At 33.5% G+C, this 14,591-nt stretch carries 14 protein-coding genes; 10 read left to right on the top strand and 4 right to left on the bottom strand.

Annotated elements, in window-relative coordinates; all coding sequences use genetic code 11:
- Positions 1-67: 67 nt before the first annotated feature.
- The gene (locus GXM16_RS14765) at positions 68-517 is read right to left on the bottom strand and encodes a hypothetical protein (RefSeq protein ID WP_163395261.1); all 450 of its coding nucleotides are present in this window, start codon (positions 515-517) and stop codon (positions 68-70) included.
- Positions 518-694: 177 nt separating this feature from the next.
- Positions 695-1,111 (bottom strand): DUF6157 family protein, encoded by a 417-nt coding sequence (locus tag GXM16_RS14760; protein ID WP_163395260.1) that lies wholly within the window; start codon positions 1,109-1,111, stop codon positions 695-697.
- Between the two features lie 403 nt (positions 1,112-1,514).
- Here GXM16_RS14760 and GXM16_RS14755 point away from each other — a divergent pair, with 403 nt between their 5' ends.
- The gene (locus tag GXM16_RS14755) at positions 1,515-2,855 is read left to right on the top strand and encodes an FAD-dependent oxidoreductase (RefSeq protein ID WP_163395259.1); all 1,341 of its coding nucleotides are present in this window, start codon (positions 1,515-1,517) and stop codon (positions 2,853-2,855) included.
- An 80-nt stretch (positions 2,856-2,935) separates the two neighbouring features.
- On the opposite strand, the gene GXM16_RS14750 is transcribed toward GXM16_RS14755, so the two are convergent.
- The gene (locus GXM16_RS14750; protein WP_163395258.1) at positions 2,936-4,453 is read right to left on the bottom strand and encodes a helicase HerA-like domain-containing protein; all 1,518 of its coding nucleotides are present in this window, start codon (positions 4,451-4,453) and stop codon (positions 2,936-2,938) included.
- 378 nt (positions 4,454-4,831) lie between these two features.
- Between GXM16_RS14750 and GXM16_RS14745 the strand changes: the two genes are divergently transcribed.
- From GXM16_RS14745 to GXM16_RS14710, 7 genes are all read left to right on the top strand, one after another.
- Complete coding sequence (locus tag GXM16_RS14745) at positions 4,832-5,656, top strand: MotA/TolQ/ExbB proton channel family protein (RefSeq protein ID WP_163395257.1); 825 nt, start codon at positions 4,832-4,834, stop codon at positions 5,654-5,656.
- 54 nt (positions 5,657-5,710) lie between these two features.
- Positions 5,711-6,337, top strand: a complete 627-nt coding sequence (locus GXM16_RS14740) for an ExbD/TolR family protein (RefSeq protein WP_163395256.1) — start codon at positions 5,711-5,713, stop codon at positions 6,335-6,337.
- Positions 6,338-6,357: 20 nt separating this feature from the next.
- On the top strand, positions 6,358-6,903 hold the full coding sequence (locus tag GXM16_RS14735; protein WP_163395255.1) for an ExbD/TolR family protein: 546 nt from the start codon (positions 6,358-6,360) through the stop codon (positions 6,901-6,903).
- A gap of 40 nt (positions 6,904-6,943) precedes the next feature.
- Positions 6,944-7,747 carry an energy transducer TonB gene (locus GXM16_RS14730; RefSeq protein ID WP_163395254.1) on the top strand — a complete coding sequence of 268 codons (804 nt, stop codon included), beginning with the start codon at positions 6,944-6,946 and terminating at the stop codon, positions 7,745-7,747.
- A gap of 232 nt (positions 7,748-7,979) precedes the next feature.
- Positions 7,980-8,900, top strand: a complete 921-nt coding sequence (locus tag GXM16_RS14720; protein ID WP_163395252.1) for a PstS family phosphate ABC transporter substrate-binding protein — start codon at positions 7,980-7,982, stop codon at positions 8,898-8,900.
- Positions 8,901-8,916: 16 nt separating this feature from the next.
- Positions 8,917-10,584: a tetratricopeptide repeat protein gene (locus GXM16_RS14715; protein ID WP_163395251.1), complete on the top strand. Its 1,668-nt coding sequence runs from the start codon at positions 8,917-8,919 to the stop codon at positions 10,582-10,584.
- Positions 10,585-10,687: 103 nt separating this feature from the next.
- On the top strand, positions 10,688-11,320 hold the full coding sequence (locus tag GXM16_RS14710) for a 7-carboxy-7-deazaguanine synthase QueE (RefSeq protein ID WP_163395250.1): 633 nt from the start codon (positions 10,688-10,690) through the stop codon (positions 11,318-11,320).
- An 88-nt stretch (positions 11,321-11,408) separates the two neighbouring features.
- Here the strand turns inward: GXM16_RS14710 and GXM16_RS14705 are convergent, their stop codons facing one another.
- Positions 11,409-12,116: a class I SAM-dependent methyltransferase gene (locus tag GXM16_RS14705; RefSeq protein ID WP_163395249.1), complete on the bottom strand. Its 708-nt coding sequence runs from the start codon at positions 12,114-12,116 to the stop codon at positions 11,409-11,411.
- A 73-nt stretch (positions 12,117-12,189) separates the two neighbouring features.
- Here GXM16_RS14705 and GXM16_RS14700 point away from each other — a divergent pair, with 73 nt between their 5' ends.
- Positions 12,190-12,684 carry a YkgJ family cysteine cluster protein gene (locus GXM16_RS14700; RefSeq protein WP_163395248.1) on the top strand — a complete coding sequence of 165 codons (495 nt, stop codon included), beginning with the start codon at positions 12,190-12,192 and terminating at the stop codon, positions 12,682-12,684.
- A gap of 105 nt (positions 12,685-12,789) precedes the next feature.
- On the top strand, positions 12,790-14,025 hold the full coding sequence (locus GXM16_RS14695; protein ID WP_163395247.1) for an ABC transporter permease: 1,236 nt from the start codon (positions 12,790-12,792) through the stop codon (positions 14,023-14,025).
- Positions 14,026-14,591 lie beyond the last annotated feature (566 nt).

Genomic DNA, 14,591 nt, shown 5'->3' with positions numbered 1-14,591 from the left:
GATTATAATACAAAGGTTCAACGGTTTTAAAGCCTTTGAACCTTTGTCTCTTTTTATCTTTGTTGCTTTATTTTGAAATATACTTCCCCATCACAATATCCCTGGCATAAATATCAAGATTAATATTAAGCGCCTTATTGGTAGTCATAATATTCGTCGTCTGATATATTTTGTCTTTTTTATATGTTTTCAAAAGTGTTTCTAATTCTATCTCGTCATGAAAGGCAAATAAATTATAAACGGCATCCCTGAAGTTTTTAAAGTTAATGGTTTCCGTTATCTGCAGTGTTTTTTGTTCATTCCATTTTTCCTTGTTAGCTGTTTCGTTTATTTTATTTAGGCAATAATCAACAAAATATGTTTTATAATGGGCTGCTTCAATGATATCATTGACGATAATTGCATTTTGCTGGGTTGGCATTTGCACCGCTGTTGAATATTTTTGAGAAATACCTATATAAGGTATAAATACAAGTGTCAATAAAATAAAAAGAGAGCGCTTTGTAAAATTTTTCATAGGTTATTTAAATTGCAAATTTGATTGATTCGGTTCGTGCTAAAATAGTATTTTTTTGTTGCAAAATTAAATTGGAATAATGAGTTTGAAATAAAAAATCCGACAGTACAAAATTAAAAAATGTGCTGTCAGATTGAGTAGCATAAACAATACAATAGTTATGTCTTTGTTTTGGAGTTACTTTTTTGAGCTTCGCATTGCTTTTACGATTTTAAGATTTTCATCCTTAGAATGTTTCTCATATTCCGGAGTTTCCATGCCATAAAGCGCGATTTTTCCGTTTTCATCATTATGTATTCCCCAGCCGTAACGTTTTGTTAAGGGTGAGGCTCTGAGGCATGCTTGTCCTTTTGAGAAGAATTGTTCCCTGGCGTTCTTATAATCTGATTTTGTCAAATCATTTTTTTCTGCAAACACCTGAAACAAAACATCGTCTGAAGAGTATTTGTAAGGGCTTTTGCTGATCATTTCAAATTCAATATTGGCTATTGTTTTATTTTTGCCTTTTAGTGGCGGAATTTCTCCTGTCGTTGAAGGACAGTCTTCAGCAACTTCAATAAAAGTGTTTTGATAATTTGTAGTATGGACTTTCATTTTTTTATTTTTTAATTTGATATGTGTTTTTTTGATTGCTGATTGAATTTTTTAATGAATCGATAATCAGTAAGTTGATTTTAAAATTACGGTTTTTTATTGAATTCAAAAATGTGATTAAATTGTTCGACGATTTATTTGCATTTGACGAAATATTTTCCATCAAAGTTCAAACCAAATACTGTGATGAAAACTAATGCGCATGAGGGATTGAGGCGGTATCCTTTTACGGAGAGAAACGGAGTAAAAGATATAGCCGAAAGCCCGACCCCGACCCCGAGACTTCGGGATATCGGGGTCATGCCACATAAATAAAGACTTTTAAAGATAAATATTTGGGTTATTTGTAAGGTCTTGTGTATTTATTACTTATTTTTACGCACTTATATTTAGATTTTCCTTGATGCAAACTTCACTAAAAATTGCCGTTGTAGGTTCTGGATTGGTCGGATCGCTTTTGGCAATTTATCTTAAAAAAGCAGGTCACACTGTTCATGTTTATGATCGTAGTCCTGATATCCGCAAAATAAATTTTTCGGGGCGTTCGATTAATCTGGCAATGTCCAATCGGGGCTGGAAAGCGCTGGATGCAGTTGGGGTTGGTGATTCGGTTCGTGAAATCGCTATTCCGATGGACAAACGCGCCATTCATTTGGTCGATAAACTCAATTTTCAGAACTATGGGCAGGAAGGAGAGTCGATTTATTCGATTTCCAGAGGAACTTTAAACCGAAAGATGATTGATCTTGCCGAAGAAGCTGGAGCTGAATTTCTTTTTGACCAGAAAATATGGGATGTAACTTTAAGTGATGCTACTTTGCATATTGGAGAAACGGAAAGAGGCGAGTGGGAAGAGAAAAAATATGATATGGTTTTTGGTGCTGATGGTGCTTTTTCGAGAATCCGTCACAGAATGCAGCGTCAGAGCATGTTCAATTATTCTCAGGAATTTTTGAATATGGGTTACAAGGAACTGAATATTCCGGCAAATGCAGATGGTTCGCATAAATTGGATAAGAATTCTTTTCACATCTGGCCAAGAGGTGAATATATGCTGATTGCGCTGCCTAATTTAGATGGAAGTTTTACCTGTACATTATTCATGCCTTTTGAAGGGGAAAACTCGTTTGACTCATTAAAAGACCGAAAAATGGTGGAAGATTTCTTCGAGAAAAACTTTCCGGATTCCATTGAGATAATTCCGAAGCTGGCAGAAGATTTCCTTAAAAATCCAACAAGTACTTTGGTTACCATGAAATGTTTTCCATGGACTTATGAAAATAAAATTGCTTTGATTGGTGATGCTTGTCACGCAATTGTTCCGTTTTACGGACAAGGAATGAATGCCGGTTTTGAAGATATTACGGTTTTAAACGAAATGATTGAAAAATACGGAAATGACTGGAAAACAATTTTCTCAGAATATCAGATTTCGCGTAAGCCAAATGCAGATGCAATTGCAGAACTTTCATACCGAAATTTCATGGAAATGAGCACTAAAACTGCCGATGAAAAATTTTTACTGCAGAAGAAAATAGAAAAACTATTTTCAGATAAACATCCTGATAAATGGATTCCGCTTTACAGTAGGGTAACTTTTAGCGATCGTCCGTATGCAGAAGCTTTAGCAATCGGAGATTTTCAAAACGGAATTATGGAAGAAGTATTACGAATGGAGAATATCGAAAATATCTGGAATACTCCTGAAGTTGAAAATAAAATATTGGAATTGCTGAATATATAATCGCAATAACAAATTACAATATCAAAAATCAATTTCAATTTTGACATTGAGTTTGATTTTTGATATTGGCATTGATAAATTTATTTTTTTAAGAATTTTGACAGAACTCCAAAAACACCTCTTATAAAAGTAGCACTTGTAACGACTTTAAGAACAGATTTTGTTACTACTTCTGTTGTACTCGGTTCAGATTTTGATGATTTTGCCGGAGTTTGTTCTTCTTGTTCGGCTGCTGCCTGAGTTGCTTCTTCAATTTTTTTGTTCAGAATTTCGTAGGCACTCTCACGATCGACTTCTTCACTGTATTTTTTAACTAATTTGGATTTACCGTTTATTTCCTCAATTTCATCAGAAGTCAAAATATCCATTCGGCTTTGAGGTGCCCGCATCATAGTGGCTACAAGAGGCGTTGGAACACCTTTTTCGTTTAATGCCGTAACTAAGGCTTCTCCAATTCCTAAACTGGTAAGCAGTTCATCAGTTTTGTAATAATCAGATGTTGGGTAATTATCAGCCGTTTTTTTGATCGCCTGGCGGTCGTTTGCTGTAAAAGCCCTGAGCGCGTGCTGAATTTTTAATCCTAATTGTGCCAAAACACCGCTCGGAACATCCATTGGGTTTTGAGTGATGAAATAAACGCCAATACCCTTTGAGCGGATCAGTTTTACAATAGTTTCAATTTGTTCCAGCAATACTTTGCTGGCTTCGTTAAAAATTAAATGAGCTTCGTCAATAAAAATAATCAATTCCGGTTGGTCAGCATCTCCTTTTTCGGGCATTTGCTGGTAAATTTCGGCTAATAAGCTTAACATGAAAGTGGAAAACAACTTTGGTTTATCCTGAATATCCATCAATCGGATGATGTTTACATACCCTTTTCCGTTTTCATCGATTCGCATTAAATCATCAATTTCAAAAGACAATTCCCCAAAAAACAAATCGCCTCCCTGCTGCTCCAGTTCAATGATTTTTCTCAAAATAGTTCCTGTAGTAGAAGTAGAAATTTTGCCGTAGCTTTCTTCAATTTCTTCTTTACCTTCTTCAGTAATGTAGTTGATGACTTTTTTGATGTCTTTTAAATCCAGCAAAGGCATTTTTTTGTCATCACAGTATTTAAAGATCACAGCTACAACACCCGCCTGAGTATCATTAAGGTCTAAAATTCTTGAAAACAGTACAGGTCCAAATTCAGAAACTGTTGCACGTAGTCGCACACCATTTTGTTTGGATAGTGACATTAATTCTACAGGAAAAGCAGATATATTATAAGGTATATTTATTTTGGAATGGCGTTCAGTAATAAAAGCTTCTTCTTTTCCTTCTTTTGCAATACCACTAAAATCACCTTTTATGTCCATCATCAGGACAGGAATTCCTGCATTTGAAAGCTGCTCTGAAAAAACCTGAATAGTTTTTGTTTTACCCGTACCGGTAGCGCCTGCAATGAGTCCGTGACGATTTAAGGTTTTTAAGGGTACCTTTACATGAGTTTCGCCTACTGCTTCTCCGTCCAGAATTGCGCCACCTAAAATAATGCTGTCACCCTTAAAGGAATATCCTTTGTTTATATCCTCTATAAAACTGTCTTTTCTGTTCATTTTTTGTTTGTAATTTAGGTGATTATAAGAATTTTGCTTCGGTTTATAATGCTTTTTCTTGGTTTTTTTTAACAGGAAAAGCGTGTTTTTTACTGAAAATAATGTAAAAAATAATTTCGCAACATTTTAAGAAGATGACAAAGGAATATTTGAATATTTACTAAAACGTTGTAATTTTTGCACAAATTGACCTTTTTTTTGTTTTATTAAAAAAATGATGTGAGCAATTTAATGAGAACTTTTTTAAAATCAAGTTAAATTTCCTTCAATTAAATTAAAAAAAGTTTTTTTATTTAAACTAAACGTATAAATTTGCTACCCTACAAGTTAAATATAACTAAAAATAAAAATTATTTAAAACTATTAAAATTAAAAAAAATGGCAAACGTTAAAGTTAAAAAAGAAAGCACTTCAAATGGAGGAGGGATGGTTTCAGGAATCATTATTGTAGCATGTGTTTTTGTTGGTTGGTTAATCTGGAAATTCGTTATGGGAGCTCCTGCTAACTTTGAAGGCGGAAACGCAGAAACAGGTCATCCATTGAATACTTTAGGGATGGTATATAAAGGAGGTTTCATTGTACCGATATTATTAGGTATGTTTTTAATGGTTGTTGTTTTTTCTATTGAAAGATTTTTTGTTATCTCAAAAGCTGCTGGTAAAGCTAATCTGGATGCTTTTATGAAAAATGTACAAGGAAGCATTAAAGAAGGAAACATTGAGGCTGCTATCGCTTCATGTGACAAACAACAAGGTTCAGTTGCAAATGCAATTAAATCAGCTTTAATTAAATATCAGGACGTTAAAAAAGAAGGTTTCAACAGTGAAGAAGCTTCTGAAGTAATCCACAAAGAAATCGAAGAGGCAACTTCATTAGAAATGCCAATGTTAGAGAAAAACATGACTATCATCTCTACTTTAGTATCATTAGGAACTTTAGGAGGATTATTAGGAACTGTATCAGGTATGATTAAAGCGTTTGGTGCGTTAGCTTCTGCTGGAACTCCAGATCAGGCTGCTCTTGCAACAGGTATCTCTGAGGCTCTTATCAATACTGCAACAGGTATCTCTACTTCTGTATTGGCGATCATTGCTTACAACTTCTTTACTGCTAAAATTGACGATTTAACTTACTCTATCGATGAGGCTGGTACTACTATCGTTAATACTTACAGAAAATTCAGAGGAAGTTTAAGACAATAATTAATTTTTGATAGTAATAATTAGAATTAATTATCAAAATAAAATAAAAAGAGAATGGCTAAAATAAAAATGAAAAAAAAGTCAACATCGACAGATATGACTGCCATGTGTGATGTTGCGTTCCTTTTGCTTACGTTCTTTATTTTGACCGCTACTGCCAAAGTGCCTGAAGCACTTCCAGTTGATACACCTTCATCTACTGTACAAACTAAATTGCCGGATTCTGATTTGGCTATTATTTCAATAGGTAAAGGAAAAGACGGGAAAAGCAAAGTGTTTTTTGATATAAAAGGAAGAGAGTTACGTAAAAAAACTCTTGAAGGAATGGGTGCGAAATTAGGCGTTGCTTTTTCAGAAGAGGACAAAACGAAATTTTCGTTGATGGACGATTTTGGTGTGCCATTGGCAAGTTTGAAGCAAATCATTGATATGAAAGCTGCAGACAGAAGCAAAGCAAATCAACCGGGTATTCCAATCGATTCTTTGAACAACCAGCTTAAAGAATGGCTTTTGGTTTCAAGACGAGCAGCTATTGATTTAGATGATAAGGAGTTGCAGATTGCAATAAAAGGAGATGCGAAAGAAGATTATCCACAAATCAAAAAGATTATGGATATCTTACAAGATCAAAAAGTCAATACCTTTAACTTAGTTACAGGTATGAGAGGGAAAGATTTTTAATTTAAAAAAGATACACTAAAATGGCTGAATTAAATACCGGCGACGGTGGCGGCGGGAAAGGTGGCAAAGTAAGAAGTAAAAAGCAAAATTCTAAAGTCGATTTAACGGCAATGGTGGATTTGGCATTCTTATTGATCACATTCTTTATGTTGACCACGACGTTGTCAAAACCTCAATCGATGAGTTTAGGTTTGCCAGATAAAGATGAAAAAAAACCTGACGATGGAATAAAAGTTGATGAGAAACGTACTATGACTATTATGATGGGTGAGAATAATAAACTTGTCTATTACATGGGATTATTAGAAACTCCTATTGCAGGCCCGAAAGATATCGATTATGGAAAGGGTGGTATTCGTAAAGAATTATTGGCTCGTAAAAAGTCAGTAATCGAGTATACTGGCAATAAAGATAAAGGAATTATCGTAATCATCAAGCCAGGTAAAAAATCTAAGTACAAAAACTTAGTAGACATTTTAGATGAAATGGCTATTACAGGTGTTGGGACTTATGCAATTGTTAATGATTTTACACCTAAGGAAACAGAATTGTTAGAGAAAAAATAAGAGCAATTTTATTTTGTCAATAACCTAATAATCAAGAAATATGAAATTAGATATTATAAAAAATCAATGGCTTGATATCGTATTCGAAGGACGTAATAAGATATATGGTGCATATGAGTTAAGAAAATCAAATACGAAAACTACGGTAAGATCACTTATCATTGGTTCGATAGTTTTTAGCTTAGCTGTTGCAGCTCCTCTTATTGCGAGTCTTTTGCCGAATTCTGAAGAAGAGGTAGTGGATAATGATATTAAAATTACGACGGTAAAATTACCTCCAAAGCCAAAGGAGCCGGTAAAACCTAATTTACCACCTCCGCCACCTCCCCCACCAAAAGTGGATCAGGTGAAGTTTGTGAAGCCTGTAGTGGCTAAAACGGAAGAGATTACGGAAGAGCCACCAAAAATTGTGGATCTTAAAGAAAAGAAAATCGGTTCTGAAACTATCAAAGGAGACCCTGATGCAGTTTTAACTGTAGATGAACCAGTAGGTAAAGGTCCGGTTGCTGAAATCGTACAGGAAGACAACAACGTATATAACACAGCAGGTATCGAAGTAAAACCTGATTTCCCTGGTGGTATGGAAAAATTCTACAAATTCGTAGGAAACAATTACAAAACTCCGGAAGAAGAAGGTTTAAAAGGTAAAGTTTATGTTACGTTTGTAGTTGAAAAAGATGGTTCATTAACAGATATTAAAGTTTTAAGAGATATCGGTTACGGAACCGGAGCAGAAGCTATCAGGGTTCTTAAAAAATGCCCGAAATGGACTCCTGGCGAACAAAACGGTAAAAAAGTAAGAGTACTTTACTCTCTGCCTATTACAATTCAATCTGCAGAGTAATGTTGAAGAATATACTTGATAATATTAAGAAGAAATCGCTCAAACAGCGATTTCTTCTTGTTTTAGGAATATTGTTTTTTTTGATTTATCTTGTACTGGGTTTGATAATTATGTTTTGGGATAAATTATCCTTAAACATGGATCCTGTATATAGATATGCCTTTGGTATATTATTAATAGTGTACTCAGCGATACGATTTTTAAGATTAATAAATTCTAATACGGAGTAAGCATGTTAAAGAATGTTAAAAGTTTGGGTTTAGTCGTTTTTATTTTGTTGTTTGCAATGTGTAACCAAAAAAGTAAAAGCGATTCAAATAAAGAAACAATTTTAAAAGGATCGATTGAGGTTACTGTTGATGAAACTGTAAAACCAATTGTTGAGGATCAGGTCGCTGTATTTGAAGGTACATATTATGATGCCAAAGTTTCAATTAAAACGAAGTCAGAAGCGGAGTTAATTAATGATTTATTGAATAAGAAAACAAAAGTTGTGATTACTGCAAGAGATTTAACTCAGGCTGAAAAAGATAAGTTTGTAAAATTAAAGATTAATCCAAGAGTTACTCCATTTGCTACAGATGCTATTGCTTTTATTTCCAACAAAAGCAATAATGATACCCTGATTGCGTTACAGACTGTAATTGATTTTATGAAAGGCGAACCAAATCCCCGAATAAAAGGATTGGTATTTGATAATCCAAACTCAAGTACAGTGCGATTCATGAAGGATTTAGCTAAAGTTAAGGACATACCGGCTGATGGTGTTTTTTCATTCAAAACAAATGAAGAAGTAATTAAGTTTGTAGCTGAAAATGACGGCATGATTGGTGTGGTTGGAGTTAATTGGCTGTCACAGCCTTCGCCGGAAATGCAGGATATAATTCATAATTTAAATGTTTTGAGTGTTAAAGGTCTAAACAGTAATGAGTATTTTAGTCCTACACAAAATGACATCGCAGAACAGAAATATCCTTTGGCACGTGAATTGTATATCATCAATTGTCAGGGATACACTGGTTTAGGAATGGGATTTGCATCATTCATAGCCGGAGACATAGGCCAGCGAATTGTTTTAAAATCTGGTTTAATGCCTGTTAAAACACCTGGCAGAAAGTTGCAGATCAGGAATACAATAAATAATAAAGAATAAATTAATTACAATAAAGATGAACAAATTTAAAATTTTAAGTCTTGCCTTAGTTGCTTCAGCTTCTGTTGTAAAAGCGCAAGATATCAAAGAAGCTAAAAAAGCAATTGATGCAGAACAATTTCAGAAGGCAAAGTCTTTACTGAAATCAATCATAAAAGCTAAACCTTCGGATGGTGAAGCTAACTTTGTTTTAGGGAATATATACTTAAATGAAAGCGTTGTTGATTCAGCTAAAATTTATTACCTAAACGGATTAGAAGCATCAGATAACAAGAATTTGAATTATATCGGATTGGGGCAGCTTGATCTGGATCAGAAAAATACTGCTGCTGCTCAGGCAAACTTCGGTTTAGCAACAAAAGATATGAAACGTAAAGACGTGGAAGAATTTATCTACATCGGGAGAGCATATATAAATTCTGAAAATCCAGATTATACTAATGCTATTACTGTTTTACAGCGTGCTTTGGCTATTGAACCACAAAATGCTACGGCTCTTCTAGCAATTGGTGATGCTTATTACGGCGCAAATAATCAGAATGATGCTTATAAAGCATATCGTGATGCATTTTCAGCTGATCCGACACTTTTAAGAGCAAAAATGCAATTAGGAGTCTTATTAAAAGGTGCTAAGTCTTACGACGAGGCAATTAAATCATTTAATGAAGTTATTGCTTTGAATGCAAATTACGGTCCTGTTTACAGAGAGTTGGCTGAAACATATTACAAATGGGCAAGAAATAAACCTTCTACTGCAAAAGTTAATTTGCAAAACGCAATTACAAACTATGAAAAGTATTTAAGTCTGACGGATTATTCTTTAGATTCTAAAATGCGTCATGCTGATTTCTTAATCTTAGTTAAAGATTATAAAAAACTTGAAGAAGTTGCGAATAAAATGATTGCAGAGAATAAAGTAAATCCTAGAATTTTTAGATATTTAGGATATGCTGCTTATGAAAACGGAAATCCTGATGTTGCAATTAAGTCTATTGAAGATTTTATGAAAGTACCGACAAATAAAGTAATTGGCAGAGATTATTTATATTTAGGCTTATCAAAAATCAAAAAGGGCACAAATGCTGAAGGTGTTGTAGATCAGGCTGCTTTTGATGCAGGTTTTGCAGATATTAAAAAAGCAATTGAATTAGAACCTTTAGTTGTAGAAGAACTTGCTGATTTTGGAAAAGCTTTGTTTAGCAAAAAACAATATACTCAGGCCGCTGCTATATTCCAGCTTGGTGCTAATAATGCTGAATCTAAGAATTATTTAGATGATGCAGTTTATTATGGTATTTCTGTTTATTATGGAAATGCTGGTAAGACTGCTGAAACCCGTGATGTAGCTGCGTTGCAAAATGCAGATGCTACTTTTGATAAGATTTTAGTAGCTTCTCCGACTTATGATGAGGCTTATATTTATAAAGCCAGAATCAACAGCTTGTTGGATAAAGATGATTTGATTATCAAAAATTACACCGAGTATGTTACTAAAATTACGGCTAAAGGTGCTGAAGAAATGGCAAAACCGGCTACTGCAAAGAAAATTATTGAGTCTTACAACGCAATAGGAGCTGCTTATGCTAATACAGATAAGGCTAAAGCTATTGAATATTTCAATAAAACATTAGCTTTAGATCCAGCTAATACCTACGCTTCTCAATCTGTAAAAGCTTTAAAATAATATAAAGTTTTTAATTAAATATTTAGACCGGCAGTTCGTTGATGAACTGTCGGTTTTTTTGTTCCGTATTTAATTGACTATCTTTGCACTTTAAAATAAAATAATGTTATCAAAAGAAATACAATTAGAAGTAAATAAAGGAGCCATGTTACCTTTGATGGAGGAGTTTTATACTATTCAGGGAGAAGGATTTCATACTGGTACCGCTGCTTACTTCATCAGAATTGGAGGATGTGATGTTGGTTGCCACTGGTGTGATGTGAAAGAAAGCTGGAATGCAGAGTTACATCCGCCTACAAATATTGATGTAATTGTAAAAAATGCATCAGCTTATGCTGATACAGTTGTGATTACAGGAGGTGAACCTTTAACATGGGATATGAGTATGCTTACAGGTAAATTGAAGGATAAAAAATTAAAAGTACATATAGAGACATCTGGTGCTTACCCTTTATCAGGTACATGGGATTGGATTTGTTTGTCTCCTAAAAAAAACAAGCTCCCAACACAAACCGTTTATGAGAATGCAGATGAGCTAAAAGTAATTATTCATAATAAACATGATTTTATTTTTGCTGAAGAACAGGCGGAATTGGTAAATAACAGCGCAATTTTATTTCTACAGCCGGAATGGAGCAAAAAGGAAGAAATGACTCCTTTAATCGTAGATTATGTTATGAATAATCCAAAATGGAGAGTTTCTTTACAGACACATAAATATTTGAATATTCCCTAGATAGGATGGGATATACAAAACAAAAACTCTTCATGCCGAAGAGTTTTTGTTTTTATTACAAGTTGTGTAAAGTGTAAACTTTTTAGGATTAAATTGTAAGTTTGGCTAAATAATCATAATGCTCTCCTTCTAAAATAAGTTCGCATTTTAATCCATTGGCAACGGCTGCATTTTGTAATGTATTATAATCTAAATATAACCAGTCAAAAGGTTCTTCTTTTTCTCCTTTATAGGAAATGGTAAAAACGAGTTCTCCATAATAATTTTTATCAGATGGAATCCATTTTCCGCCATCTTCGTCTTCGTCAAACATGTATATAATGTCAGAACTATCTATTAATATCTGGCCTCCTGGATTTAATAGCGATTTTAATTTTGATAAATAGCTGTTACAATTTTTAAGTTTTCCAAAGATTCCTGTGCCATTCATTAATAGCAGTATAGTGTCGAATTTTTCTTCTTCAAAATCCAATATGTTTTGAACTTTTGCTTTTTTTACCCCTCTTAACTTGCAGGTTTCAATTGCTTTTTCTGAAATGTCGATGGATGTAACATCTAAATTGCGATCGTTTTGCAGTGATAAACTATGACTTCCTGCTCCGCAGCCGACGTCCAAAGTTTTTCCAAATGACAATTGCAGTGCTTTTTGCTCTAATTTTGGCATTTCATTATAGGAACGAAATAAATATTCGGCACTCATTTCATCTTCTTCGGAAATTGAAGTTTCAGTAATAATATCTTCAGGTGAATTGTTCGTTTGAAAATCAAACATGGCTTTTCCAAAAAGATCTTTCATGGTAATTTAATTCAAAGTGTAAGGTTTCAAGTCTAAAGTTGTTTAATTTTGCGAATCATTTTAATAATTAAACTTGAAACAAATTTTAAATAGCTTAAATAAATTAGCCAAAGATAAGCATATCGAAAACAAAAAGTATTTTGATAAGCTGAAAAAGAAACAGCCTAAAAATTTAGATTACATGATGCAGGATTTGCATGATGCCGAATTTAAAAAAACAGATTGTCTGCAATGTGCCAATTGTTGTAAAACAACAGGCCCACTGTTTACCTTAGCCGATATTGAGAGAATTTCGAAATCTTTTAGGCAAAAACCACAGCAATTCATTGATCAGTATCTTCGAATTGATGAAGACAAGGATTATGTTTTAAAAAGTGTTCCCTGCACTTTTCTGGATGCTGAAAATTATTGTATGATTTATGATGTTCGTCCTAAAGCATGCAGGGAATTTCCGCATACTGATAGAAAAAAGTTTTATCAAATTGCAGACTTGACTTTAAAGAATGTCGCAATTTGTCCTGCGGCTTATAATATAGTGGAAGAAATGAAAAAGAAAATGCCTTTGTAATAAACTTAAATAATCCGAATTGTTTTTAGTAACAATTTTTTTCGTTTTTTTAAATGTATTTTTGAATATTATACATGTTTAATAAATCAATAAGATAATTATAAATTGAATTTAGAATATTTCATAGCTAAAAGACTTATTACTGCAAAAGATTATAAAAGCAGTATTTCTGCTCCTATCATAAAAATCGCTATTTCGGCTATTGCTATCGGTATTATTATGATGTTGGTTTCTGTCGCAACCGGAATTGGCCTGCAGCAAAAAATACGTGAAAAAGTTTCAGCTTTTAATGGTCAGATTATTATTTCTAATTATGACAATAATAATTCTGAAGTAACGTTGATTCCGGTTTCAAAAAAACAGGATTTTTATCCAAACTTTAAATCGGTTTCAGAGGTAAGTCATATCCAAGTAATTGCTACAAAAGCCGGAATCATTAGAACTGAAAATGCTTTCGAGGGTATTATTTTTAAAGGAGTAGGGACTGATTATGATTGGAATAATCTTAAAGAATACCTGGTTGAAGGAAAATTACCCAATTTTTCTAAATCTGTAAACGAAGAAGTTATAATTTCCAGATTTCTGGCTAATCGGTTAAATTTAAAATTAGGAGATAGTTTTAACACTTTCTTTATTAAAGAAGAACAGGGAAAGCTGCCAAATAGTCGTCGATTCAAAATTACAGGTATTTTTAATTCAGGTTTTCAGAATTTTGACGCTACTTATATTATAGGAGATATTCGTCATATTCAGCGTATCAATAAATGGGCTCCGGATCAGGTGGGGGCTTTTGAAGTTTTTGTGAAAGATTTCAAAAACATCAAGACAACTGGGGATCAAATCTACGAGCAAACATCATCAAGCCTTGATACAAAAACGATAATTGAAAAATATAGTTATATTTTCGATTGGTTGCAGCTTTTCGATTTTAACATCATCATCATTTTAGCAGTTATGATTTTAGTAGCAACTATTAATATGGTTGTGGCTTTATTGGTACTTATATTAGAGCGAACGCAAATGATAGGAATTTTAAAGGCGTTAGGTGGTAATAACTGGACAGTGCGAAAAATATTTTTGTACAATGCATTCTATCTTATCGTGAGAGGGCTTTTTTGGGGTAACCTAATTGGAATTTCAATATTGCTTATTCAGCAACAATTCGGTATTGTACAGTTGAATCCTGAAAATTATTATGTGAACCAGGCTCCGGTTTATATAAATTGGGTGTATGTTGCTTTGTTAAATTTGTTGACTATCACGATCTGCTTTTTAGTTCTGTTAATTCCGTCCTATATCATAACCAAGATTTCTCCAGTCAAAGCGATTCGTTTCGATTAATTTCAATATAGGATATTATATATTAACCCGGCAGGATTTAAAAGTCTGCCGGGTTTATTTTTGATATACATATATATAGTAATAAATGATGCTATAAATGTTCGGTTGAGCGAAGACGAAGCCTTTTTATCCTTATTCAGAAGCTATTTCCCGCTATTTGCTTCAATGTTTTGCTTTTCAAAGAAAAAACAAAAGGATTTGCGCTTCTATTGGGGTTATTGGAGCTGTTTTCAGGAGGATTTTGAGGTGAAGCACGGAATTATGGCGCAGAAAAACCACTTGTAAAAAGTTAAGCAGGATGAAAACTCGATAAAATTAGCAGTGCAATAGATGCAGAAACTGGAGGAAAACCGATCAAAAGAAGAAAAACCCTACTCGAATCAAAAAAACTTTGTTTTGTAAAGAATGCGTTACCAGTGAGTTAAGAGAAAGGGTAAAAAAAAGGTAAAAATAGTTTGAAAAAAGTGTTGCATAACTGGAATTGTTGTGTACTTTTGCACCCGCAACAGCGAAGGCGTTCATCGAAATACTGACAAGAGATAAGAATTGAGAGAGAAGAGATTTTC

The organism is Flavobacterium limi, from assembly GCF_010645075.1.
Taxonomy (GTDB): Bacteria; Bacteroidota; Bacteroidia; order Flavobacteriales; family Flavobacteriaceae; genus Flavobacterium; species Flavobacterium limi.
This window is presented reverse-complemented; position numbering and strand designations above follow the sequence as displayed.

Bases quoted from the DNA above. Each gene is read 5' to 3' on its own strand.
- GXM16_RS14705 (WP_163395249.1), bottom strand. From the start codon at position 12,116: ATGAAAGATCTTTTTGGAAAAGCCATGTTTGATTTTCAAACGAACAAT.
- GXM16_RS14720 (WP_163395252.1), top strand. From the start codon at position 7,980: ATGTTAAAGAATGTTAAAAGTTTGGGTTTAGTCGTTTTTATTTTGTTG.
- GXM16_RS14730 (WP_163395254.1), top strand. From the start codon at position 6,944: ATGAAATTAGATATTATAAAAAATCAATGGCTTGATATCGTATTCGAA.
- GXM16_RS14760 (WP_163395260.1), bottom strand. From the start codon at position 1,111: ATGAAAGTCCATACTACAAATTATCAAAACACTTTTATTGAAGTTGCT.
- GXM16_RS14710 (WP_163395250.1), top strand. From the start codon at position 10,688: ATGTTATCAAAAGAAATACAATTAGAAGTAAATAAAGGAGCCATGTTA.
- GXM16_RS14715 (WP_163395251.1), top strand. From the start codon at position 8,917: ATGAACAAATTTAAAATTTTAAGTCTTGCCTTAGTTGCTTCAGCTTCT.
- GXM16_RS14765 (WP_163395261.1), bottom strand. From the start codon at position 517: ATGAAAAATTTTACAAAGCGCTCTCTTTTTATTTTATTGACACTTGTA.
- GXM16_RS14740 (WP_163395256.1), top strand. From the start codon at position 5,711: ATGGCTAAAATAAAAATGAAAAAAAAGTCAACATCGACAGATATGACT.
- GXM16_RS14755 (WP_163395259.1), top strand. From the start codon at position 1,515: ATGCAAACTTCACTAAAAATTGCCGTTGTAGGTTCTGGATTGGTCGGA.
- GXM16_RS14750 (WP_163395258.1), bottom strand. From the start codon at position 4,453: ATGAACAGAAAAGACAGTTTTATAGAGGATATAAACAAAGGATATTCC.
- GXM16_RS14745 (WP_163395257.1), top strand. From the start codon at position 4,832: ATGGCAAACGTTAAAGTTAAAAAAGAAAGCACTTCAAATGGAGGAGGG.
- GXM16_RS14735 (WP_163395255.1), top strand. From the start codon at position 6,358: ATGGCTGAATTAAATACCGGCGACGGTGGCGGCGGGAAAGGTGGCAAA.